The organism is Rickettsia helvetica (assembly GCF_963970025.1).
GTDB lineage: Bacteria > Pseudomonadota > Alphaproteobacteria > Rickettsiales > Rickettsiaceae > Rickettsia > Rickettsia helvetica.
On record NZ_OZ018776.1, the window covers coordinates 781,188 to 805,634 of the forward strand.

Below are 24,447 nucleotides of genomic sequence, written 5' to 3' on the forward strand. Positions count from 1 at the left end.
GCGGGATGACAGTAAAAATATGTTAATTTTACCGATAGTAAAAGGCGAGTATAAAAAAGATTATAATTTAAAACATCTGACATGGTTTAAAGTAGGCGGTAATGCCGAAATTTTCTTTAAACCTTTAGATAGCGAAGATTTAAAAAGTTTCTTAATACAAAATAAGCAAAAATTATCTATAACTACTTTTGGAGCAGGCTCAAATATTATTATAAGAGACGGCGGCATAGAAGGGGTTGTTATAAAACTTGGTCAGAATTTTAGCAATATTGAGTTTATAGATAATCATTTGATAGTAGGTAGCAGCTGCCTTAATTATAATTTAGCAAAATTCTGTCAAGTAAATGCTATTTCCGGTTTTGAGTTTTTAGTAGGTATTCCAGGGACTATCGGCGGCGGAGTTGCTATGAATGCCGGTGCTTACGGCTCTGAATTTAAAGATATTATAGTGAAGATTGAAGCGATTGACTTTGCAGGAAACTTTTTAACATTTGCCAATGAAGAAATTGGTTTTAAATATCGCAGTAATAATTTACCAAAGGATTTAATTATTCTCAAAGTCGTTTTTAAAGTAAATAGAGGCGATAGTGAAAATATATTATTACGGATGAATGAAATAAATAACGCAAGATCATCTACGCAGCCTATTAAAGAACGTACAGGAGGTAGTACTTTTGCAAATCCTGAAGGGCTTAAATCTTGGGAACTTATTGACAAAGCAGGGCTTAGAGGCTATAGAATAGGCGGTGCTTCGATGTCAGAACTTCATTGTAATTTTATGGTAAATAACGGCGATGCTACCGCTAAGGATTTAGAAAATTTAGGTGATTTCATCCGGCAAAAAGTATTTGAAGATAGCGGGGTTGAATTAGAATGGGAGATTAAGAGAATAGGGGTATATCGATGAACACTTGTCATCCCGCGACCTGATCGCGGGCACTCAGGAGACAGACTATGATACAAGATCCCGCGATCAAGTCGCGGGATGACAATATAGAATCAAAGCAAATAATATGAAATATCAAACACATTGGGTGGAACACTCTGTAGTCAAAATATTAAGTAGTACCGGTAAAAAACATATAGCGTTAGTAGCGGGTGGTATGTCTGCTGAGCGAGAAGTATCTTTAGTGTCAAGCGAAGGAGTTAGTAAAGCTTTAATTGAATTAGGGTATAGAGTTACCTTTATTGATATGGGAGCAGATATTGCAGTTAAATTACAAGAAATAAAACCTGATATTGTTTTTAATTGCCTGCATGGTACATATGGTGAAGACGGTTGTTTACCAGGATTACTTAATATAATACGGATTCCTTATACTCATAGCGGCGTGTTATCTTCAGCTTTAGCATTCGATAAAATACATTCTAGGAGCTGGTTTTTAACGAATAATATTAATATGGCAGAAAGTATTGTCGTAAGTAAAAGTGATGATATAAAAAGCGATCCTATGAAACATCCATATGTAATTAAGCCTTTTACGCAAGGATCAAGTATCGGTGTTGAGGTGATATTTGAAGAAGATGATTTTAACTTTGCCGATTATGATTTTCCTTATGGTGATCAGGTAATAATAGAGCAATATATAAAAGGGCGGGAATTGCAAGTAGCGGTATTAAACGGCAAAGCTCTTGGAGCTTTAGAGATTAAATTACTAAAAAATCGTTTCTATGATTATGAAACTAAATATACCGAAGGATTTGCTGAGCATCTTTGTCCTGCTCCGCTACCTGCTAATTTATATGAAAAATTACTTATAGAATCAGAAAAAATTTATAAAACAATGAATTGTAAAGGTCCTGCTAGAGCAGAGTTTATTTTAGAAGATCAGACGAACAAATTATATGCTTTGGAGATAAATACTCACCCAGGTATGACGCCTTTATCCATAGTGCCGGAAATTGCAGCTTATGCAGGGATAAATTTTACTAACTTAATTGAAGAAATTATAAAGACGGCAAGCTTTGAATCATGAGAAAAAAAACAAGCTCCAATAAAAAAAAACAAACAAAAAAAACTAATAATATCTCATTACGCCGAAAATTAGGACTAATTTACAAAAAAGCAATACTAGGGCTTAAGATTGCTTTAATTATCTTTGTATGTCTATTTATTTTTACAAAATATTTTGCCGGCGTAAAAACCTACTTAACAACAAATATATACCAAACAACAACAAAACTTGGGTTTAAACTTGAGAATGTTATCATTGAAGGACAGCAAAATGTCGATGAGTCTACAATATTAAAGGTTTTAAATGCGAGTAAAGGTAGTCCTATTTTTGCTCTTAAATTAGACGAAATTAGAAATAATTTAAAGAAAAATAAATGGATCAAGGAAGTATATGTCAGTAGAAGATTACCAAATACGGTATATATAAAATTATTTGAAAGAGAACCTATTGCTATTTGGCAAATTAATAATCAGCTTTTCTTAGTCGATGAAGAAGGTTACGAAATTAGTAAAAATATTCAGCCTTTTCCTCATTTATTACATGTTGTAGGGGAAGGGGCAAATATCTATGCAGGTAAATTAGTAGTAGAGTTGCAGAAATATCCGGCATTAATGAATAAAACTTCAGCTGCTGTAAGACTCGGAGATAGAAGGTGGGATTTAAATCTTAAAGGTAATATAAGTATTAAGTTACCTGAAAAAGAGTTTGAAGAAGCATTAAAATATATCGATGCACTAAATAAAGCTAACAAGCTATTTAACCAAAATTATAAGGTTTTGGATTTGAGGGATAGAAATAAATATTATATTGAGAAGTACTGAGAATCGTCATTGCGAGGAGAAACATAGTTTCGACGTGGCAATCTTGTCACGCATCCTGAGATTGCTTCGTCGAATTACTTTGTAATTCTTCTCGCAATGACGTTTTTGGAATAACAAGCATAAAAAAATGAAAGAGAAAATATCAAATTTTGTAACACTTGATTTCGGTAGTAGTAAGATTGCCGTAATTGCTGCCTATATTAGTAAAAAAGGTGAAATTAAAGTAGCTAGCCAAAATTTGCATCATTCTAAAGGTATTAAATCAGGAGTTATATCAGATTTAAAAAATGCTGAAACTAGTATTGTTTCGGCAATTTACGCACTTGAAAAAGATTGCGGTAAAAATATAAAAAAAGTTATATTATCGTTATCAGGTGCTGACACTAAATCTTATTATATTAATTATACCATTAAAGTTAACGGGCAAACTGTAACGCAGCAGGATATTAAAAAGTTACTACAAAAAGCATTACTTGAATTTAAAGTTAAAAACCAAGAAATTATTCATTATTTTCCTCTTGAATTTACCCTTGATAATAATACAGTCGAGAATCCTATCGGTATGTATGGTAGAGAACTTAGTTGTGAATTACATATTATTGCAGCTAGTTCAAATATGTTATCAAATATTGTACAATGCTTCGCTAAATGTCATGTTGAAGTCACAAATATTACTCTAGCAATTTATGCTTCTGCTATTAGCTGTCTTACGAATGATGAAAAAAATCTAGGCTCGCTTATTATAGATATGGGTGATAAAACTACCTCTTTCGGCATTTTTTTTGCAGGTAAATTAATATATACAGGGCATGTAAATATAGGTAGTTTTCATATTAGCTCGGATATTGCTAAAGTCTTTGGTATTGATCTTGTTACGGCAGAGAAATTAAAAATTTTATACGGTAATGCAATTATACCTTTGTTTGAGAAAGATAGTATTATAAATATGGATGATTTTCAGGTTGATACTCATCATAATTTAAATACTTCCGTAACAATTTATAAATTGGCTGAGGTAATAAGAGCAAGAGCCGAAGAAATATTATCAATGGTAAAAGCCAAATATGATAAAGCAACAAAAGGGCAGGTTGAAGTTTTTAGAGTTGTAATTACCGGCGGTGGGTCTCAGCTTAGAGGGCTTAAAGAGCTTTCAAATAGAGTTTTTGAAAAACAGAGTAGAATCGGTAAACCAGAAATTATTGCCGGTTTTACAGAAGACTATAATCCGGCTATGTATTCAGCAACTATAGGAATGCTAAAAATTCATGCTCTAAAACAGCAAAAAGCATTCGCTCATATTAGACTTGATGAAAATAGCAGCTTCTTTAAAAAAGCTTTTGATTGGTTTAAGGAGAATGTTTGATTTGATTATTATTTTTTTTCTTGCTACTGTGGAAAAATACCTTGAGAATCATTATATAATTTCAAGGATTTGGAATCCTGCTTTTTCTAGCTGTTTAGTGTTTCAGCTTCTGTACGAAAAACTTGCCATGCAGCGTTAATAATATCGCTAAAAATAGTCTTTTGTTTTAAAGCATCCTCAGTATTAATATTTTTCCATGTAGATTCCTTTGATAATGTTGGAGGAGGCGTTAAAAAGCTTGCAATTAGTATGCCGCTAGGTTTAAGCACTTTACTAAATTGTTTATATAGATCAGTAACTTTATCATCATCAAATTCATAAATATTAAGACCATTACTCATAAGGATATCATATTCCTCGTGAATATCAAGATTCCAAGCATCTTGAAAGTTAACATGCGTAAGATGATGATTTTTAGCGTTTTCTTGTGCTAATTCTAAAGAAATAGCATCTAGATCAATCCCTGTCAGATGAATTTCTTTTATTTCGCTGTAATCTAATGTAAAATCGTCCATAGTACCGCAAGGAACAGAAATAAATTGCATTCCGTCTTCTAACTTATCCTGTAAAATTTTTTGAAATATTTTAAAGCGTTCTTGGGTAGCTTTAACAGAAGGAGCATGATACAAAATCCATCTTTCTAAAGGGTGGAGTTTTTCTTTTTTAAGACCATGAATTATTATATAAGATGTCCAATAACCATTCAGTCTTTTATTTGCCAACAAAAAACGACCTAACTCAAATTCACGTAATTGATCAAGTAAGGCAAGCTGTTCATCTAATGGCAAAAAAGTAATATGCTTGTTTTCCAACTCTTTTTTGAGTTGCGAAGCATCAAAAGTAGATTTAGTTAATCCATGATGCGTTATTAATCTTGGCATAAATTATATAGGGTTTGATTCTATGTTTTAGGTCTATGCTTAGAGCAAATTAGTACATTCCCTTTAACTTCGATAATAAAAAGTCGGTCGCCTGTTTTTGCATCGATTTCGTTTGGGGCAAGATAAGCATTCATAATAGTACCGGACCATCTTACTTGTCCTATAGTATCAGAAGAAACAGTAGCACTATAAACCTCTACCGTTTTGCCTATCATATCCGAGTAATTTTCTGTTTTATCAGTTTTATTATAAACATATTTTTTAAGAGGATAATATAATATGCAAAACCAAATAAGCGATAATATACCAAAAAATGTTATTTGATTTGTTAAGCCAACTAGAGTATAGTTATATACCACAAGAGTGTTTGATAATGCTCCGAGCCCAAAGAATAAGAATCCAATGCTTGGAATTGCAAAGAATTCAACAACTATACAAATTATGCCGATTATTAACCATATTTCGGTGAGATAATTATTTATCATGAACATAAGTTTTTAAAAATAATATTACGTCAGCTATGTCTTGTGGTTTTGAGATACCGGCAAAGGACATTTTAGTTCCTGAGGCATAGCTACTTGGCTTATGTAAGAAAGCAAATAAACTATCATCATCCCATATGCCGCCAAGTTTTGATAGAGCAGGGGAATATTTATAGTCTGCTATGCTTGCTTTTGGTCTGCCTGCTACATCCCACAAATGAGGTCCTATTTTATTTGGACCGTCTTTATCAAGGGAATGACACATTAAACATTTCTTAGCTATCTGTTGGCCATTATCGGCATTAGCGGCTTTCATCAATTCCGGTATATTTACCGGTGCTTGCTCTATTGCCGTAGTATCTTGATTTTCTGTGGATTCCTGAACTGCAATGCTATAACCACGATGTAAAACTTGTAAGTTTGGTTTGTATAATATATTTGCAACAAATCCAACCATCATAGCAATTAAACTAGCAAATAAGATGGCTGCAACAATTTTATTTAATTCTTTTCCAGACATTTATTTTGTTTCTTTATTAGAGTTTATACTATAATTTAAGTTGTAAGAGAAGTTAATTAAATAAATAAAAGAAAAATTTATAAAAATATTGTTCTTTGGAGAGAAAAATAAATGTCTGATTCAAAAAAATCAAGGGTTAGAAAAATATTTAATAAGTTAAAATCTTATTGGACTAGTTTTAGACAAAGTAAAATCGGTAAAATATTATTTAGCAATAGTTTAAGTTATGCAGTTTCCATAGCTTCTATAGCAATTACAGTTTCCGGACTTTTTACTCCTATATCACCGATAATTATAGCTGTAGCTGTTGTTTCAGGCGTTAGCGTAGGAATTCAGGCTATAAACGAGACTTGGAAAGTGCATAGTTTGCGTAAACTTCATAAAGAGAATAATTTATTAGTACATAACAGAAATGCTAAAAGTCAGCAAGAGTATATATTATCATTAGAACCGAGCTTAAAAGATATTTTAAAAAATGAATTATATACGCCGCAAACGGCAGGTAAGGATTCTACTCAAGATAAGTATGAGTTAAATGTAAATAAATTGAAAAGTACAGGACGAATATTTGGAAATAATTTAGGTGGAGCTGCAAATTTGGCTGCCTCTATTATTAAAGGTGCTAGCGGTAATGTGCTTGATATATTAAAAGCTACGGGTTACGGTGTAGTTACGACCGCATCATTAATTATCGACGGTCTTACTGAAAAGGAAAAAATAGAAATAAAAGCAATATTTAAATTCAATATAAATGAAGAATATAAAAAACAAGATACTCCTATATATGAACATTTAGAACAATTAGAGAATTATACTAAGAATCAAGTATTACAAACATTAGCTTTAAAAAAATTAATAACGGATAAGAATTATTGGAGTATGAATAAAGACCAAAAAATACAAAAATTTCGAGAAATAAGAGGCAGTTTTAATTTTGAAATAAAAAGAAACGGTTTAGAAGAATTTTTGAGAAAAAATAAAATAACAATGGATAATAGAAAAGAGAATTATGTTAAAGATATTAAAAATGTAATGAATCCATTTTATGAAAATCCTAGTAAAGCTGAAGGATATAGTCCTTTAACTAAAGCTATGGATAAAGATAAAGTTAATAATGCTGAAATGAAAAGTGAAAAGTCAAAAAGGATGCAAAAAAGAAAGCGAAATTTAACAATATGAAATGATTATTATAACTCACTGGCAGTAACAAATTTGTAAGAGGTAGTATCGCTAAATATTCTATGCAATAATTCATTATTAAGAGCATGGCTGGTTTTGTAGCCTTTAATTGCACTTACAACGCTAGTGCCGCTGGTATATAAATCACCGAATAAATCTAATAGTTTATGGCGAACAAATTCATCTTCATAACGTAAGCCGTTTGGGTTTAAGATTTTATCTTGCTCATCTATTCCTATAGCATTCTCAAATGAGGCACCTTGGGCAAGTCCTTTGCTTTTCAAATAATCAATATCTCTTATAAATCCAAAAGTTCTAGCATCCGCAATATTTTTAGTAAAAGATTCTTGATCCCCAAAATTTAGATTTTGTCTGCCTATAGCTTTACTGCTAAAATCAATGGTTAAATCTACAGTCATGTGATTGGAAGGAGTACAATATAATTCACAATCTTTATGAACTACTTTTTTATCCTTTAAAATTTTTAGATATTTTTTAGGAGCATTTTGTAATTCTTTACCTGCACATTCAATCATAAACACAAAAGGTTTACTACTGCCGTCCATAATTGGTACTTCAGGGCCGTCAATTTTAATAATTGCATTATCAATGCTGCATCCCCAAAGTGCTGCCATTAAATGTTCAATTGTTGAAATTTGAACTTTATGATCATTACTTATAGTGGTAGATAACAAGGTATCGGAAACATTGAAATGGCTAGCTTCAATATAATTATTTTCAGAAGATATATCGGTTCTAATGAATATAATTCCGGTATTTTCTTTAGCGGGTTCTATAGTTAACTGGGTGCGTTTTCCTGAGTGAACCCCGATCCCGTAACAACTAACCGGTTTTAATAATGTACTTTGCTGCATTTTAGGCATTGTAAAAATATATTTAAGTATTAATATTTAATGCCAAATTATACAAGCTATATTATGTTACAAAATATTACATGAATGTCATTGCAAGCGACTGAAAGGAGCGTGGCAATCTCATGAGGCGATATAAGAATTCCTGAGATTGCCACGTCGGTACTTCGTACCTCCTCGCAATGACGAAAACCTCTTAAAATCTATACAATTTATACTTAATAAAATACCAAAAATGATAAGCTACAAAACTACCGACTACGGCAAAAACGGAAAATAAGAAATCACTGCCATTAATAGTGCCGTAAGGTACATGAGATGATAAAGCTCCGGCATATATACCGATGCTGCACATTGAAAAATACGAAAATAAAGCTGTTCTAAGTTCGTAATCCCTAAATTTATCAATTAGTATTAAAATATTGCAAATATAAATGGATCCTAAACAACTACCGATTAGTATTATATATAATATATTAAGGTTTTGATTAGTTCCATGAAGCGGTAGTAAAATAAAGCAGACTAGTAGAATTATAGTTAGTGATAAATTAGCCAAATATTTATTTACTTTGCTTAATATGTAGCATATAGGAATTATAGAAAAACATATTGCTAGGAAAATATATTTTAGTATGAGTCTTAAATTAATTAATGCTAATTCTTTCTTTAATGCAAAAGCTTCATAATACCATAATATATCTAAGGTGACATAAGCAACTACGAAGCCTGTCAATAATTGTAATTCGACATTTTTTATTAAGGATGAGAATTTTGAATTTAAATTTAATTTATGAGATGTAGGATTATAATGCAGAAATTCGGTTAGTATATTGATACAGTATAACAATGCACAAATTACTATAGTATTATTTGTCGGTTTTATAAATGGATTTAATAAATCTACCATTAAGTTTCCACCCGCCCATAACAACATTATACAAGCTAAAAAAAAATATTTCTTTTCTTTGCTACTCTCAATAATGTCTAATGTTATAGAAGTGAAATATGAAAATGTTCCAAAATTAATTAAAATAAAATTAATTTTAATTAAAGTATAATTATTTAATAAAATTAGGTTTATTGTACAAATAATTAATAAAGATAAGCTAATTAAAATAATTTTTTTATTACTTAACTTATTAATTAACTGTGTTGAGGCAAAGCCTGCGATTATCGAACCTATAAATTTAGTTTGATTTATATGATTTATTTGTTCTCCGCCTAGATTTTTATTTATCAGTAAAAAGATTTTAAAATTATAAAAATTTATAGCATTGATACAGGAAAAAATAAATATTCCTAAAAGTGAGAAAAAAATAGTTTTATAATCGTTTTTTAAAGTCATAAATTAAGTGTTTGCTAAACATAAATACATGGTATATAACTCATAATTATAATGATTAAGATAATAATGGACTTCTTGCAAAATTAACTTCTAAAGGTAATTTGTGCGTCAATCTGGTACTCGAATCCTCACGTAGGTCTACTACGCTGCGGTTCTGCGTTCCGTGTTTCCTTCAAATTCCTCTTTAGAAGTTAATTTTGCAAGAAGTCCATTATTATCTTAAAAATCAAAGAGATTCGTAATTCCATTATTTTAAGTATATATGGATAATTATTAGATTATCAGCTTTTAATCAAGTATGGTAGTCTTATTTATAATTTGTATATAATTATTGTTTAATTTTAAAAAAATTAATGAATTAAATAATATGAAAATATTTTAATGTAAGAAAAATAATAATATATTTTTTAGTATTTTAAAGAGGTATTATTTGAAGTTTATCTAGAATTTCATTTTTGCTCTTTAATCATAGATAAATTATCTATTTAAATAAATTAATACAAGATAAGCAATGATTTTTCTTAAGATACAAGCATTATATTAATTATTTGTTCTTCAAGTTAGTGAGCAAGATAAATGAATAAAAAGATTATAATTGATGCTAATTTTCCAAGCGAAACAAGAGTAGTTTTATTAGAACAAAGCAACAATATAGAAGATATTGAATTTCAAACAACCGTAAGACAACAAAATAAAGGTAATATTTATTTAGCAAAAGTCACAAGAATAGAGCCGTCGCTACAAGCTGTTTTTATAGAGTATGGAATGGATAAAAGTGGATTTTTACCATTTAGTGAAATTCATCCTAACTATTACAATTTACCTGCCTCGGAGAGAAATTTTCCGGTTAATGCTTTTCCTGAAATAGCTCTTTCAAATATTACGGTTGAGGATGATAAAGAGAAATCGGCTGCTATATATGATTCTTTGGTTGATAGTGAAGAAATTGACCTAAAAACCATAGAAGATTTAGTAGAGAGTAAATTCCAGTCAGAACTTAATTTAGAAGCGGCTGATGATATTGAAATTATTCAAAGCGGCACCCCTGAGTCAAATATTCCGCAATATAAACAATATAAAGTTCAAGAAGTAATAAGAAAAAACCAAATATTATTAGTACAGGTTACTAAGGAAGAACGAGGAAATAAGTGTGCCGCTTTTACTACTTATATATCCTTGGCTGGTAAATATTGTGTTTTAATGCCTAATAAAGGTTCGCAAAACGGCATATCGCGTAAAATATCAAACGGGGAAGAAAGAAAAAGACTGAAAGATATTTTAAATAAAATAGTAAGCGGTGACAAAAATGCTTATAGCGTCATTGTTAGAACCGCAGGTAGAGGAAGTAGCACCTTAGATTTGAAGAAAGACTATAATTATTTAGCAAGGTTATGGAATAAAATTCGTAAAAGTACTATTAAATTTCCGGCTCCGTGTTTCATTCATGAAGAAGATAGTATAATACGTAAAACCATACGTGATATGTGTGATCACAATGTTAAAGAAGTAGTGATTCAAGGACAGGAAGCCTATGAAGATGCTTCAAAATTTATGCAGGATTTATTACCTTCAGAGCTTTCAAAACTTAAAGAACATAAAAATAAAACTCCTATATTTACTAAGTTTCAAGTAGAAGAGCAATTAGTTAAATTATATCAGCCTGTCGTGACACTACCTTCAGGGGGATATATCGTTATTAATCCTACGGAAGCTCTTATTTCAATTGATGTAAATTCCGGTAAATCAACTTCTGAAAAAAATATTGAAGAAACGGCACTAAAAACTAATTTAGAAGCAGCCAAAGAAGTAGCAAAGCAAGTAAAGCTTAGAGATCTATCAGGTTTGATAGTTGTTGATTTTATAGACATGAGTGAAGCTAAGAATCGTAAAATTATTGAACGATCCTTTAAAGAGTTTTTAAGTCGTGATCGTGCTCGTATACAAACCGGTAATATTAGTCAGTTTGGACTACTTGAATTCTCAAGGCAGAGATTACGTTCTTCTTTCTTAGAAACTAATTCGGCAATTTGTTCTCATTGTAACGGTAAAGGAGTCATTAGAGCGAGTGACGCTAATGCTATGTTAATTTTACGTACTATAGAGAATGAAATTTTTGAAGAAAGAATTGATGTAATAAATGTTTTTACCAATATCGTTTCAGTTATTTATCTACTTAATAATAAACGTGCTGAGATAAAATTTATTGAAGAAAAATATAATATAAAGCTTAATTTTTATTCCGATCCTAATGCTACATCAGATAGTTATTCAATTGAAAAAGTGAAGCTGTTGAAGAAAAATAACAATAATGTTAATCCTGTTAAGCCGGTAATTCAGAATCATAGTGCCGATTATACTGAAGAAGAGCTGAAAAAAGAACAGTTACGCAAAAATAAACATAAATGGAAAACAGCTAATAATAGTAATAATATTGCTAATGAAGTAAAAGATAAGAGTTTAGAGGCAAAAGAACCGGTAGAGCAAACCGTAAGCGTTGTGGAAGAGGTGAAAGTTGTAGAAAGTAATGCCGGCTTAGAAGAAGCACAAGCTGCTCCAAAAAAGACAAAACATAGATATCATAATAAAAAATCAAATAAGAAACGTCCTGCTAATACTGCCGAAGATATGGAAAAGAATGCAGAGTCTTGATTTGAGGGTAATTGTTAGGGTATTGTATGACTCCTCAATTGTCTGAGCTACGGAAAAACTGTAAGTTTTGACGAAGCAATCTCATGCCAAAATCCTGGGGTGTTGCCACGCTCTCTTCATTCGCGGTGTTGTTGCATGGCTTGTGTATGCCATTCCCGCGTATGCGGGAATCCAGTAAAACATATAAAAAATGAGTTTTTTATATGTTTATTTTATCAAATATGTAACTTCTGTATCAATATTGAAGTTATTTTCTGGATTCCCGCCTATGCGGAATGACATCGAGCAGATTTTTCGAGCCATGCAACAACGCTTTCGTTCGCTCGCAATGACGAAGCAAAAAAACATAAACTTAAAATAAAAGTGCAGAAAAATTTAATTACAAAATGGTTGTGTATAAGTTGTATAATGGTCATAGCGATGATTGTTATAGGAGGGATAACAAGGCTTACCGGTTCTGGTTTATCTATAGTTGAGTGGCGTCCGGTAACCGGTATTTTGCCGCCTTTTAGCTTTGATGCTTGGCAAGCGGAATTTGCTAAATATAAAGCTTTTCCTGAATATAACTCCGTTAATTACGGAATGACTTTATCACAGTTTAAATTTATTTATCTGTTAGAGTTTATACATCGGTTACTCGGTAGAATTACAGCTTTAATATATATCCTACCTTTAATATATTTTTATTTTAAAGGCATAATAAAAAATCGTGATATTATACCTTATATAACTGCTTTGCTATTATTTTGCCTGCAAGGCTTTATGGGGTGGTATATGGTTAAAAGCGGCTTGTTGAATAGCCCGTCTGTTAGTCATTTTCGACTTGCTTTTCATTTAATTATCGCCGTAATTATTTATCACATACTTTTTTATCAATTAATAAAAAATCGTTGTGATATTTTGTTAATCCCGTCACACACAGATTTAAAATTACCATTAATATTTTCTGGTATTGCTATTACTGTAATATATGTGCAAATTTTTTTAGGTGCTTTAGTTGCAGGGCTTGATGCAGGGCTGATATATAATAGTTTTCCGCTAATGGGTGATAGTTTTATTCCGATGGAGATAAAAGATAATTTCTTTGATCTTAAAAATTGGTATGATCCGGTTTTTATACAATTCATACATCGTTTAGGTGGCTATAGCGTATTTTTGATTGTTGTGGTTTTGGTAATTTGCTTGTTAACAATAGAACATCCGAAATTAAATAAGATAGCTTATTTTCTAATGATTGCATTATTGATGCAGATATCTACCGGAATAATTACTCTTTTATACTCTGTACCTATAATAATTGCCTCTATACATCAGCTTTTTGCTATAATCCTTTTATCTATAATAATTTGGTGCTATTTTTTAATAAAAAGTAGTTGAAATGTCACCGTGGTCAAGTCGGCGTTATTGCATAGATCGATTTCCCGTTGTCATCCCGTGGTCAAGCCACGGGATGACAACGGGAAATCGATCTATGCAACAATGCCTTCCCGCCTATGCGGGAATGACATAAACTGATACATGCAATAACACAATAAAAAGCTCTAAATGATCATCGATGTTAATACTCCTATTTCTTCTAGATTAGATAAATATTTAAAACGTCTATATCCGTTATTGACTCAAGGAGTAATAGAGAAAGCATTACGTCAAAAACAAATTACCATTAATTCTCAGAAAGCAGAGGCGAGTTTAAGAGTAATAGACGGCGATAAAATTTTTATTAACGATAAGTTTAATTTACCCGTTAAGCAACCTGAAAAATTAGTTTTTACCGATGCCGAAATTAAGCTAGTGAAGAAAATTACTACCGATTATTTGATATATGAAGATGATAATTTAATAGCTATAAATAAACCTGCAAGGCTTGCTACTCAAGGTGGTAGTAAAATAAATTTATCTATTGACTCTGCATTAAAATATTTGAATTATAAAGGTGCTGATTTTAAGCTAGTACATAGGTTAGATAAAGAAACAAGCGGTTTGCTCTTAATAGCTAAAAATTATTTAAGTAGTGTAAAACTTCATGATGCTTTTAAAGAAAAATTGGTTGTAAAAACATATTTTGCTGTAACCTATGGGAAGCCAATTAAAAATGTAGGCGAAGTTAGAAGTAATATAGAAAAGAGTAAAGGAAGTACACCTAAAATTACTGATATTGATAGTGAAAATGGTAAACTTGCCATTACTTATTATAAATTACTTAAATCACTTGAGAATAACTTATTTTTAATTGAATTTATGCCGGTTACAGGTAGAATGCATCAATTAAGGTTGCATGCTAAATTATTAGGTTGCCCGATACTTGGAGATGATAAATATGGTAATAAAGAAATAATGCCGTATAGTAAATATATGTTCCTGCATGCTAATAATATATGTTTATCTGAAAAGATTTTTGGTAAAGAGATTAAGTTAGAAGCAAAATTACCGTTTTATTTTACTAGACATCTTACATAACACAGCTAATAAAGAGGAATTTGAAAGAAACACGGCACGCAGAACCGCAGCGTACAAAAAAGTACGTGAGGATTCGAGTATCGGATCGACTGTACAAATTACCTTTAGAAGCAAGTTATGTAAGATGTCTACTGATAAGTTTGTGGAGTGTTGAAGTTATGATTCGTAGATATTTTTTATTGCTGCTTTTTTTAATTATTAATTGTATTGATTGTTTTGCAGATATACAGCAAAGAATCAATGAAGCAGAAAAAGAATATATAAGTAATAGATTTTTAAATGCCGTTTTTATATTTGCCGATGATTATAAACCTTTATTAACCGGTGCTAAAGGAATCTTTGCTTTAAACGGTGAGCAATTAAAAGCAAATGAAATGATGCCTATTACTTCTGCTACAAAGCCTTTTACAGCGGCAGGAATCTTAAAATTACAAGAACAGGAATTATTAAATATTAACGATAAAATCTATAAATATCTTGATCCGGAAATGTGGGGGGGAAAAGTGCCGGATTGGGCATATAAAATATCTATCCATAATTTATTAACGCATAGTAGCGGTATTGCCGAATATTTTAGTTTTGTTAAACTTGATTTAAATATGCCTAAGAAAGAGATTCACAAGAAAATATTACAATTTGTTTCTTCTAAGCCTTTAGAAATATCTATAGGAAAAAAATTTAAATATAGTAATACTAATTTTGTTATACTCGGTATGATTATCGAAAAGGTATCTAAAAAAGATTTAGCTAACTTTTTTTATGATGAATTTTTTAAACCTCTTAATATGAAATCTACTAGTTTTGCTTCATATAGTGAAGCCGCTAGAATCCAAAAAAACGTTATTAGTTCTAATTATCCGGTAAGATATTTTTTAACGCCTAATAATAGTAATAAACCTATATTTACTCCTGTAACTGCTGATTTTTTAGCAGTTCCTTGTGCTGACGGTGGTATAATATCAACATCGGTTGATCTTATTAAATGGTATAGGGCATTGAATGAGGGGAAAATTCTTTCTAAGAAGTCATATAAACTTATGACTACTAAATATTTTTTAGCAAAAGATATAGAAGGGCGTAAGTCTTATATGGGTTACGGTATTTTCCTTACTGATCTTGATTCTAAGCATTTAATGATTCATTATACGGGAAAAGCCCTTGGAATACAAAGTGAAGCAGGATATGTTTTGCCTGATAATCTGTATTTTGCTATATTAAGTAATACTATGATTAAAATTCCTGAAGAAGAAAAAGATAAAATTGACATGAAAAATCCTTTAAATCAACTTGGAATAATTTATTTCAGAGATGCAATAATAGGAGCAGCTATAAAAAATTAAATAGACTTCTTGTATAACCTATCGTATAAAGAGGAACTTGAAGGAAATACAGAACGCAGCACCGCAGCGTACACTTAGCATGTGAGGATGCGAGTACCGGATTAACGTACAAATTACCTTTAGAAGGAGGTTATACAACAAGTCTAATGAAGATAGTTACCTAGAATATTAATTCATTGCGTCTACGGATCGATTTATTAAGAAAATTAGTACATGAACATCAGCCGGATATTATTTTACTTCAAGAAACAAAGGTAGCTGATTCATTATTTCCTCTTGAAGTTATTAAAAATATAGGCTATGAACATGTAATATATTCAGGGCAGAAATCATATAACGGTGTTGCTATTATTTCTAAATTTCCTTTGCATAATGTTTGCTCTTTGGAATTATATAACAGTGATAAAAGGCATATAGCCGCTATAGTTAATGATATAGAAATACATAATTTTTATGTTCCTGCCGGTGGTGATATACCTGATATCGAGGTAAATGCAAAATTTAAGCATAAGTGCGAATATGTAAGGTTAATATAGGAATGGTTAACTACTAAACCGTACTAAAAACGATAAAATTATCATTGTCGGGGACTTGAACATTACTCCGCATGAACATGATGTATGGTCTAGTAAGCAGCTGCGAAATGTTATCAGCCATACCGATATTGAACGCTCATTATTGGTAGAGTTATAAAATTCGTTAGGTTTTATTGATAGTAGCAGACATTTCGTATCGCTTGACGAAAAATTTTATACTTGGTGGAGTTATAGAAATATAGATTGGAAAAAATCTAACAGAGGTAGAAGGCTTGATCATATTTGGGTTAGCGATAATTTAAAAGATGCATGATTTTCTATGCATTTACTACCAGAAGCACGTGATTGGCCGCCACCTTCGGATCATATACCGTATTTTGTAAGTTTTAATTTTGATGGTTTTTAGTTCTATGTCATTCCTGCGAAAGCAGGAATGACATAAAAAGCTACGTGAATGATATAAGACTAAGAATCTTAGGGAGTAATTAGTGGATATTAAGTTAGGAAAATACAAGCCGATTAAGGAAGAATATATAAAAAGCTTTAAAGATATGCTCCTACTGCGTCGTTTTGAAGAAAAATGCGGACAGCTATACGGTATGGGAGAAATAGGTGGTTTTTGTCATTTATATATAGGTCAGGAAGCAGTAATTTCTGCAGTAGATATGGTTAAACAAAAAGGCGATAGCACTATTACTAGCTATCGCGACCATGCTCATATTATTTTAGCGGGAACTGATCCTAAATATGTTCTTGCCGAGCTTATGGGGCGAGCTACAGGCTGCTCAAAAGGTAAGGGCGGTTCGATGCATTTATTTGACGTACCGAATAAATTTTACGGCGGACACGGTATAGTTGGAGCTCAAGTACCTATAGGTACAGGGCTTGCTTTTGCTGAGAAATATCAAGGTACGAATAATATTTGCTTTACTTTTTTAGGTGATGGTGCGGTTAATCAAGGTCAGGTATATGAAGCCTTTAATATGGCTGCTTTATGGGGTTTACCTGTAGTTTATATTATTGAAAATAACGAATATTCGATGGGAATGTCTGTAGCACGTTCTACCTTTATATGTGATTTATATAAGAAAGGGGAATCATTTGGGATTAAAGGATTTCAGCTAGACGGTATGGATTTTGAAGAAATGTATGACGGCTCTAAGCAAGCAGCCGAGTATGTTAGAGAAAATAGCTTCCCGCTGATATTAGAGGTAAAAACTTATCGTTATCGTGGGCATTCGATGTCCGATCCGGCAAAATATCGCAGCAAAGAAGAAGTTGAGCAATATAAAGAGCGTGATCCGTTAGTAATAATAAGAAAAACGATACTCGACAATAAATATGCAACCGAAGCAGATTTAAAAGCAATAGAACAGTCGGTAAAAGAAATTGTGAAAGAAGCAGTAGAATTCTCAGAAAATTCACCGCTGCCTGATGAGGGGGAATTGTATACGAATATTTATCATACCGTGGCTTGACCACGGTATCTAGCTCTTTCCAGTGTCATCCCGCGACTTGATCGCAGGATCCAGTCTTTAATTTTTTTGGATACCATGGTCAAGCCACGGTATGACAATTGTTTAATTTAAATAAAAAGAAAAATGCAAATAACGGTACGTGAAGCATTGCGTGATGCGATGCAAGAAGAGATGATAAGAGACGATAAGGTTTTCGTCATAGGCGAGGAAGTCGCAGAATATCAAGGAGCTTACAAGGTAACTCAAGGATTATTAGAGAAGTTTGGTCCTAAGAGAGTAATTGACACGCCAATAACGGAATATGGTTTTGCAGGGCTTGCAGTTGGGGCAGCTTTTGCAGGACTTCGCCCGATCGTGGAGTTTATGACCTTTAACTTTGCTATGCAAGCATTCGATCATATAGTTAATTCGGCTGCAAAAACTCATTATATGTCAGGTGGGCAGGTAAAATGTCCGATAGTATTTAGAGGACCAAACGGAGCAGCAAGTAGAGTAGCAGCACAACATAGCCAAAATTATACAGCTTGTTATTCCCATATTCCAGGGTTAGAAGTAGTAGCTCCTTATAGTGCAGAAGATCATAAAGGGCTTATGATCACGGCTATTAGAGATGATAATCCGGTTATTTTTTTGGAAAACGAGATTTTATATAGTCATAGTTTTGACGTGCCGGAAACAATTGCGCCTATACCTTTTGGTCAGGCAAAAATTTTAAGAGGAGGTAGTAGTGTCACTATAGTTACTTTCTCGATTCAAGTAAAACTTGCCCTAGATGCTGCAAATGTTTTGCAGAATGATAATATTGATTGCGAGGTTATTGATCTTCGCACTATTAAACTGCTTGATACGGATACAATAATAGAATCAGTGAAAAAAACTAATCGTTTAGTTGTAGTCGAAGAAGGTTGGTTTTTTGCAGGTGTTGGAGCAAGTATAGCCTCTATAGTTATGAAAGAAGCATTCGATTATTTAGATGCTCCGATAGAAATTGTCAGCGGTAAAGATGTACCGCTTCCTTATGCCGTTAATTTAGAGAAATTAGCTCTGCCGAGCGAAAATGACGTAATAGAAGCCGTTAAAAAGGTTTGTTATTATAGTGTTTAGGTTATAACTTTTTATTGTATAGCTTAGTTTTTTTGTCATTGTGAGCGACTGTAAGGAGTGTGGCAATCCAAAAAAAAAGTAAAAAATGCTATAAATTAGCATTTTTTTACTGGATTGCTTCGTCAAAACTTACAGTTTTTCCTCGCAATGACGATATCAACTTTTTCGAGGCAATGCCTACTTCGCAGCTCTTTTGCGGTCGTTAGGGTCAAGTAGAGCTTTTCGCAAACGAATAGATTTCGGCGTTACTTCAACTCGCTCGTCATCCTGTATATAGCTGATTGCCTGCTCTAACGTTAAAAGCATCGGCGGAGTTAGCCTTATGGCTTCGTCTTTACCTGCTGCTCTAACATTGCTTAATTGCTTCGCTTTTAGTGGGTTTACCTCTAAATCATTATCACGATTATGTTCGCCGATAATCATACCTCTATATACTTTATCGCTAGGGTTTATAAACATTTTCCCCCTTTCTTCTAAATTCCATAGAGCATATGCGACAGCTGCCCCGTCACCGTTAGAGATAAGCACGCCGTTGCGTCTTCCCTCGATATTTCCTTTATAATCAGCGTATCCGTGGAAAATATGGTTCATAATTCCTGTACCACGTGTTTCGGTTAGAAACTGGCTGTGATAGCCGATTAACCCTCTAGACGGTCCGATGAACGTAACACGGCTTTTACCTCCGCCTGACGGTCTCATATCAGTCATTTCGGCTTTTCTAAGTGCTAAAGATTTTACGACTACTCCAACATAATCGTCATCAACGTCAACTTGGATTTCTTCCATCGGTTCTTGCTTATTACCTTTCTCATCGGTTTGGAATAATACTTCAGGTCTGCTAATAGATAACTCAAACCCTTCACGACGCATAGTTTCAATTAGAATACCAAGCTGTAACTCTCCGCGTCCTGCAACTTGAAAAGCATTTTTCTCGGCAGCTTCGGTAACTTTTAGTGCGACGTTACTTTCAAGTTCACGCATTAATCTAGCTCCAATCAAGCTCGACGTAACTTTTGTCCCCTCGCTTCCTGCAAGCGGTGAGTCATTAACGCTAAAAGTCATGGATAAAGTCGGCGGATCGATCGGTAGAGACAGTACGGCTTCAGTTACTTCGGGAGAGCAGATAGTATCGGCAACGTTGGCATTTTCAACGCCTGCTACGGCAATAATATCACCGGCTGTAGCCTCATCTATAGCAATTCTCTCTAAACCTCTAAATGCTAATATTTTAGTGATACGTCCAGTTTCAAGTACTTTATTCTCTCGATTTAATACTTTTACGTTTTGATTGATTTTAACAGTGCCGCTTTGTACACGTCCCGTTAAAACCCTACCGAAGAAAGAATTATATTCTCTAGTAGTAACAAGCATAGAAAACGGTGCTTTATCATCGGCTACAGGCTTTGGTACATGCTGTACTATAAGGTCAAAAAGCGGTGCTAAATCATCTGCTAAATTGTCTAAAGGATTAATTTTATCATCAAATGTTAAAGATGCTTTTCCTGCTCTACCTGATGCATAGACTATAGGGAAATCAAGCTGATCGTTATTGGCCTCTAACGCTACAAATAGCTCGAATACTTCGTCGATAACTTCTTTAATTCTTTGGTCATCCCTATCTATTTTATTAATAACGACAATAGGTTTTAAGCCGAGGTTTAAGGCTTTAGAAAGCACGAATTTTGTTTGCGGCATTGGCCCTTCCGATGCATCGACAAGTAGTACCACACCGTCAACCATGCTTAATATTCGCTCTACTTCACCGCCAAAATCAGCGTGTCCAGGTGTATCAACTATATTAATACGGATATCGTTCCACATAAGAGCGGTGCATTTGGCTAGTATGGTAATACCGCGTTCACGCTCAAGATCGTTAGAATCCATAGCACGCTCGGCTACTGCTTGGTTAGCTCTAAATGTTCCGCTTTGTTTAAGCATATTATCGACAAGCGTAGTTTTCCCATGATCAACGTGGGCAATAATTGCTATATTACGAATAGATATCATCTTTAAAAATTCTCACAAGTTTACAATAGTTCTTCGTATTATACACTAAAATACCGAAAATTGGAATAAAGTTCTTGAAAAACTAACTGATTTAACTATAGAATAAAAATTACTAAGAATCTTTAAACTTTAAAATAAGAGAAATTAATGAACGAAAATACAGCACTATTTAATATTTGATTTTGACGGCACTTTAGTTAATGGACATTCACATAATTATATCGGAGAGCGATTAGGAGGCTTAATAGCACGTAATATACAAAATCACTTTTTTAGTTCATATGACGAACGTGCTAAAGAAATAGCTAGGCTTGAGCAAAAATTCTCTATAGAGCTGATGGAAGGATTCCTAGATAATGAAAATTTAGGTTGGAAAAATGAAGAACAATTAGTATGTCTTTTTAAAAATATCATATCATCCGGTCATAAAATAGCTATAGCATCGTTTAATGATTATCCTGATGCCGTAAAATATGCATTAGAGCAATTATTAGGCAAAGAAATAGTAGAAAACATATATATAAAATCAGGTTTACCTGCTAAGAAGGATGAAGAGATAAAACTTTGCAATAAAGTACCTTATATTGAAAAAATAATGAGGAATACCGAAATAACTAATGAAAAAAATGTATTTTTCATGGATGATACTCTTAAGCATATCAAAGCCGTAGAAAAATATGGGATTAGAGCTGTTTAGGTTAAGACGAAGGGAACAGAGCATATTCATCAAGCTTTGAATTTTTTATATGACTTTAATGAAAAGCACGAAATTTATGTTGAGTTAAATTATCCTGATACTGAACCTCTTCTTAGTGATGAAGAGAACACCTACTTAAGTTTGGAAACAATGAAAAACATTCCATTTGAACCTATTTCAGATGATTATTATTTGGATAGTGGGGGGTATACACCATGGGGAGATGGAAATATGCCAACGTTAGGTAACAGTTAAGTTTTAAATTATAGACAAATCACCCGATGTTATTTATTCTTAGATTAATAAGGGTATTCGTCATTGTGAGGAAAAACTGTAAGTTTTGACGAAGCAATCTTAGACAAAATTCCTGAGATTGCCACGCTCCTTTCAGTCGCTCGCAATGACGAAGGTAACCGACACCGTTTAATCTAAAAGGATCAAGGATGATATACCGAATATTATGTTTATGCATATTCATAATAAATTTCTCAACGATCACGGAGGCACAAAATGTGCCGATTAAAGAAGATAATTTTAAAGTTAGAGTAGCTGTTGCTGATGTACAATCTATATTGGAAGGTTCGATAGCTATAAAAGATTTGCGTAATAAAATCGAAAAGCTTAATCATAAAATTCAAGAGGATATTGCTGCAAAAGAAGCAGAATTTAAACCGCTGGAAGAGAAATTGCTAAATGAGCGTTCTAATTTAAGTGAAACCGAATTTGAGCATAAAGTAAACGAATTTAATGCAAAAGTTAGTCACGTTAGAAAAGAAATTCAGATTAAGAAAACAAAGCTTGAACAAGCCCACGCTGAGGCTATGAGTAGAGTCCATGAAACAACTATTACAATAATTAGTGAACTTGCCGAGAAATATAACCTTAATTTGGTAATTCCAAGTGCTCAAGTTTTATATGCCAAAAATAATTTGAATATAACTTCCGAAGTGACTTTTATGTTGAATGAAAGGTTAAAAGAAGTAACTATAAACTATTAATGGCGTTGTTGTATGGTTTAGTTTTAACGTCATTGCAAGGAAAATTACGAAGTAATTGACGAAGCAATCTCAAGATATTTGACAAGATTGCCACGCTCCTTTCAGTCGCTCGCAATGACGATTTGGTATCCACGCAGGCAGTGCTATTATTTAACGAGAGTATTTAATATGGCAGAATTTACACCGATTACAATTGCATACGGGGACGGTATAGGTCCTGAAATAATGGAGGCAGTGCTTTATATATTACGTAAAGCCGAGGCTCGTATTCGTTTAGAAACCATTGAAGTAGGTGAAAAGCTTTACAAGAAGCATTATACTTCAGGCATAAGCGAGGAAAGTTGGGAGTCGATACAACGTACCGGTATTATACTTAAGACCCCGATTACTACTCCGCAAGGTGGAGGATATAAAAGTTTAAACGTCACGATTCGTAAAACATTACAGCTTTTTGCTAATATTCGTCCTTCCATTTCGTTTTATCCCTTTACTAAAACACTGCATCCAAATCTAAACCTAACTATTATACGTGAAAATGAAGAAGATTTATACGCAGGTATAGAATACCGCCAAACGCATAATATGTATGAATCGGTTAAGTTAATTAGCCGTACCGGTTGTGAAAAAATTATTAGATATGCTTTTGAATATGCAGTAAAAAATAACCGTAAAAAAGTCACGTGTTTAAGCAAAGATAATATTATGAAATTTTCCGATGGGGTTTTTCATAAAGTATTTAATGAGATTGCAAAAGAATACCCGCAAATTAATAATGAGCATTATATTATCGATATCGGGACGGCAAGGCTTGCAACCAAACCGGAAATATTTGACGTTATCGTAACTTCTAATTTATACGGTGATATCATATCCGACGTAGCTGCTGAAATTTCAGGCTCGGTAGGGCTTGCAGGTTCTGCAAATATCGGGCAGCATTATGCGATGTTTGAAGCAGTACACGGAAGTGCTCCCGATATTGCGGGCAAAGATATTGCTAATCCGTCAGGGCTGTTAAATGCTGCAATAATGATGCTAATACATATAGGGCAGGGTAATATCGCTAGTGTAATCGAAAATGCTTGGAAAAAAACTATAGAGGATGGAATTCATACAGCCGATATATATAATGAGCAGAGTTCTAGTAAAAAAGTCGGCACAAAAGAATTTGCCGAAGAAGTAACAAAAAGATTAGGACAACTACCTACAAAACTACCTAAAGCAGATTATCCGTTAATTGCTGAGAAACAAGAAAGCAATATAGATTATAAAATTGATACTAAAGAAGTTAAGAAATTGGTCGGTACGGATATATTTGTAAATATGAAAATATCTTCTGCTCATGATATAGCGGATAAAATTAATAAGCTTGATCTTGGCAATTTTGAGCTAAAAACTATATCTTCAAAAGGGCTAAAATTATGGCCTCGTGATACAAGGTTTGAAACTGTTTCCGATCATTGGTGTTGTCGTTTTATGAATAAGGACGGCACGGAAATAAAGCATTTAGATATAACAAGATTACTTGAAGCTTTAAGCAAAGCAAATATCGATTTTATCAAAGTAGAGAATTTATTTGAGTTTGATGGGGTGGCAGGGTATAGTTTGGCTCAGGGTGAGTGATATACTCGATGAACTTCAAAAATTGGCTACGTCGTTCTACAAGAGCTGCGGTACTCACGTATTAAGTATACGATGCATTCCTCGTCTTGTGGATTCCTTGCTCTTTTTGAAGTTGATCTTCATCTATACAATGCTAAATAATT

At 32.8% G+C, this 24,447-nt stretch carries 21 protein-coding genes and 5 pseudogenes; 19 read left to right on the forward strand and 7 right to left on the reverse strand.

Annotated features, from left to right (window positions below; genetic code table 11):
* Nucleotides 1-19 precede the first annotated feature (19 nt).
* The 4 genes from murB (at nucleotide 20) to ftsA (ending at nucleotide 4,139) form a co-directional block, all read left to right on the forward strand.
* Entirely contained in the window at nucleotides 20-907 is an 888-nt protein-coding gene (gene murB / locus AB1146_RS04680; protein ID WP_010423554.1) for a UDP-N-acetylmuramate dehydrogenase, read from the forward strand.
* 106 nt (nucleotides 908-1,013) lie between these two features.
* A complete protein-coding gene (locus AB1146_RS04685) occupies nucleotides 1,014-1,976 on the forward strand; it encodes a D-alanine--D-alanine ligase (RefSeq protein WP_010423552.1) in 963 nt (320 codons plus the stop codon).
* The gene (locus AB1146_RS04690) at nucleotides 1,973-2,776 is read left to right on the forward strand and encodes a cell division protein FtsQ/DivIB (RefSeq protein WP_147141916.1); all 804 of its coding nucleotides are present in this window, start codon (nucleotides 1,973-1,975) and stop codon (nucleotides 2,774-2,776) included. Before AB1146_RS04685 ends, AB1146_RS04690 begins: the two co-directional genes overlap by 4 nt.
* Nucleotides 2,777-2,903: 127 nt before the next feature.
* Nucleotides 2,904-4,139, forward strand: coding sequence for a cell division protein FtsA (gene ftsA / locus AB1146_RS04695; RefSeq protein ID WP_010423549.1), 1,236 nt, complete (start codon nucleotides 2,904-2,906; stop codon nucleotides 4,137-4,139).
* A gap of 86 nt (nucleotides 4,140-4,225) precedes the next feature.
* On the opposite strand, the gene AB1146_RS04700 is transcribed toward ftsA, so the two are convergent.
* Genes AB1146_RS04700 through AB1146_RS04710 form a run of 3 tightly spaced genes read right to left on the reverse strand, consistent with a single transcriptional unit; the run spans nucleotide 4,226 to nucleotide 6,022 of the window.
* The gene (locus tag AB1146_RS04700) at nucleotides 4,226-5,020 is read right to left on the reverse strand and encodes a methyltransferase domain-containing protein (RefSeq protein WP_010423547.1); all 795 of its coding nucleotides are present in this window, start codon (nucleotides 5,018-5,020) and stop codon (nucleotides 4,226-4,228) included.
* A gap of 20 nt (nucleotides 5,021-5,040) precedes the next feature.
* A complete protein-coding gene (locus AB1146_RS04705) occupies nucleotides 5,041-5,511 on the reverse strand; it encodes an NfeD family protein (protein WP_010423545.1) in 471 nt (156 codons plus the stop codon).
* Nucleotides 5,495-6,022 (reverse strand): c-type cytochrome, encoded by a 528-nt coding sequence (locus AB1146_RS04710; protein WP_010423543.1) that lies wholly within the window; start codon nucleotides 6,020-6,022, stop codon nucleotides 5,495-5,497. The genes AB1146_RS04705 and AB1146_RS04710 overlap by 17 nt, the downstream gene beginning before the upstream one ends.
* A gap of 111 nt (nucleotides 6,023-6,133) precedes the next feature.
* Between AB1146_RS04710 and AB1146_RS04715 the strand changes: the two genes are divergently transcribed.
* A complete protein-coding gene (locus AB1146_RS04715; protein ID WP_010423541.1) occupies nucleotides 6,134-7,201 on the forward strand; it encodes a hypothetical protein in 1,068 nt (355 codons plus the stop codon).
* A gap of 8 nt (nucleotides 7,202-7,209) precedes the next feature.
* Here the strand turns inward: AB1146_RS04715 and lpxC are convergent, their stop codons facing one another.
* Complete coding sequence (lpxC, locus tag AB1146_RS04720) at nucleotides 7,210-8,076, reverse strand: UDP-3-O-acyl-N-acetylglucosamine deacetylase (RefSeq protein ID WP_010423538.1); 867 nt, start codon at nucleotides 8,074-8,076, stop codon at nucleotides 7,210-7,212.
* Between the two features lie 193 nt (nucleotides 8,077-8,269).
* A complete protein-coding gene (locus AB1146_RS04725) occupies nucleotides 8,270-9,418 on the reverse strand; it encodes an MFS transporter (protein ID WP_010423536.1) in 1,149 nt (382 codons plus the stop codon).
* A gap of 576 nt (nucleotides 9,419-9,994) precedes the next feature.
* Between AB1146_RS04725 and AB1146_RS04735 the strand changes: the two genes are divergently transcribed.
* The 9 genes and pseudogenes from AB1146_RS04735 (at nucleotide 9,995) to AB1146_RS04770 (ending at nucleotide 18,982) form a co-directional block, all read left to right on the forward strand.
* Complete coding sequence (locus tag AB1146_RS04735) at nucleotides 9,995-12,067, forward strand: ribonuclease E/G (RefSeq protein WP_010423534.1); 2,073 nt, start codon at nucleotides 9,995-9,997, stop codon at nucleotides 12,065-12,067.
* A 363-nt stretch (nucleotides 12,068-12,430) separates the two neighbouring features.
* Nucleotides 12,431-13,444: a COX15/CtaA family protein gene (locus AB1146_RS04740; protein ID WP_029374828.1), complete on the forward strand. Its 1,014-nt coding sequence runs from the start codon at nucleotides 12,431-12,433 to the stop codon at nucleotides 13,442-13,444.
* A 168-nt stretch (nucleotides 13,445-13,612) separates the two neighbouring features.
* Nucleotides 13,613-14,524 (forward strand): RluA family pseudouridine synthase, encoded by a 912-nt coding sequence (locus AB1146_RS04745; protein ID WP_010423530.1) that lies wholly within the window; start codon nucleotides 13,613-13,615, stop codon nucleotides 14,522-14,524.
* A pseudogene (locus tag AB1146_RS08555) lies at nucleotides 14,517-14,646 on the forward strand (palindromic element RPE1 domain-containing protein); the annotation flags it as partial. The gene AB1146_RS04745 and the pseudogene AB1146_RS08555, both read left to right, overlap by 8 nt.
* Nucleotides 14,641-15,864 (forward strand): annotated as a pseudogene (locus tag AB1146_RS04750) (serine hydrolase domain-containing protein); the annotation flags it as partial. The pseudogenes AB1146_RS08555 and AB1146_RS04750, both read left to right, overlap by 6 nt.
* Nucleotides 15,865-15,998: pseudogene (locus AB1146_RS08560) on the forward strand (palindromic element RPE1 domain-containing protein); the annotation flags it as partial. It lies immediately after the preceding pseudogene.
* Between the two features lie 33 nt (nucleotides 15,999-16,031).
* Nucleotides 16,032-16,806: pseudogene (locus tag AB1146_RS04760) on the forward strand (exodeoxyribonuclease III).
* 82 nt (nucleotides 16,807-16,888) lie between these two features.
* Nucleotides 16,889-17,878 (forward strand): pyruvate dehydrogenase (acetyl-transferring) E1 component subunit alpha, encoded by a 990-nt coding sequence (gene pdhA, locus AB1146_RS04765; RefSeq protein ID WP_010423524.1) that lies wholly within the window; start codon nucleotides 16,889-16,891, stop codon nucleotides 17,876-17,878.
* 123 nt (nucleotides 17,879-18,001) lie between these two features.
* A complete protein-coding gene (locus tag AB1146_RS04770; protein WP_010423521.1) occupies nucleotides 18,002-18,982 on the forward strand; it encodes a pyruvate dehydrogenase complex E1 component subunit beta in 981 nt (326 codons plus the stop codon).
* A gap of 177 nt (nucleotides 18,983-19,159) precedes the next feature.
* Here the strand turns inward: AB1146_RS04770 and typA are convergent, their stop codons facing one another.
* Nucleotides 19,160-20,989 (reverse strand): translational GTPase TypA, encoded by a 1,830-nt coding sequence (typA, locus tag AB1146_RS04775; RefSeq protein ID WP_010423520.1) that lies wholly within the window; start codon nucleotides 20,987-20,989, stop codon nucleotides 19,160-19,162.
* A gap of 147 nt (nucleotides 20,990-21,136) precedes the next feature.
* Between typA and AB1146_RS04780 the strand changes: the two are divergent.
* The 3 genes and pseudogenes from AB1146_RS04780 to AB1146_RS04790 all read left to right on the forward strand — a co-directional run.
* Nucleotides 21,137-21,365 (forward strand): annotated as a pseudogene (locus tag AB1146_RS04780) (hypothetical protein); the annotation flags it as partial.
* 54 nt (nucleotides 21,366-21,419) lie between these two features.
* Complete coding sequence (locus tag AB1146_RS04785; RefSeq protein WP_355404447.1) at nucleotides 21,420-21,686, forward strand: hypothetical protein; 267 nt, start codon at nucleotides 21,420-21,422, stop codon at nucleotides 21,684-21,686.
* A gap of 36 nt (nucleotides 21,687-21,722) precedes the next feature.
* Complete coding sequence (locus AB1146_RS04790) at nucleotides 21,723-21,941, forward strand: hypothetical protein (RefSeq protein ID WP_051125506.1); 219 nt, start codon at nucleotides 21,723-21,725, stop codon at nucleotides 21,939-21,941.
* 19 nt (nucleotides 21,942-21,960) lie between these two features.
* Here AB1146_RS04790 and AB1146_RS04795 read toward each other — a convergent pair whose 3' ends face one another.
* Nucleotides 21,961-22,164, reverse strand: coding sequence for a hypothetical protein (locus AB1146_RS04795; protein ID WP_232203726.1), 204 nt, complete (start codon nucleotides 22,162-22,164; stop codon nucleotides 21,961-21,963).
* On the opposite strand from AB1146_RS04795, the gene AB1146_RS04800 reads away from it, so the two are divergent.
* Both AB1146_RS04800 and AB1146_RS04805 read left to right on the forward strand, forming a co-directional pair.
* Nucleotides 22,130-22,684: an OmpH family outer membrane protein gene (locus tag AB1146_RS04800; protein WP_010423519.1), complete on the forward strand. Its 555-nt coding sequence runs from the start codon at nucleotides 22,130-22,132 to the stop codon at nucleotides 22,682-22,684. The genes AB1146_RS04795 and AB1146_RS04800 overlap by 35 nt on opposite strands.
* 168 nt (nucleotides 22,685-22,852) lie before the next feature.
* On the forward strand, nucleotides 22,853-24,304 hold the full coding sequence (locus tag AB1146_RS04805; RefSeq protein WP_010423518.1) for an NADP-dependent isocitrate dehydrogenase: 1,452 nt from the start codon (nucleotides 22,853-22,855) through the stop codon (nucleotides 24,302-24,304).
* The last annotated feature ends 143 nt before the right edge of the window (nucleotides 24,305-24,447 follow it).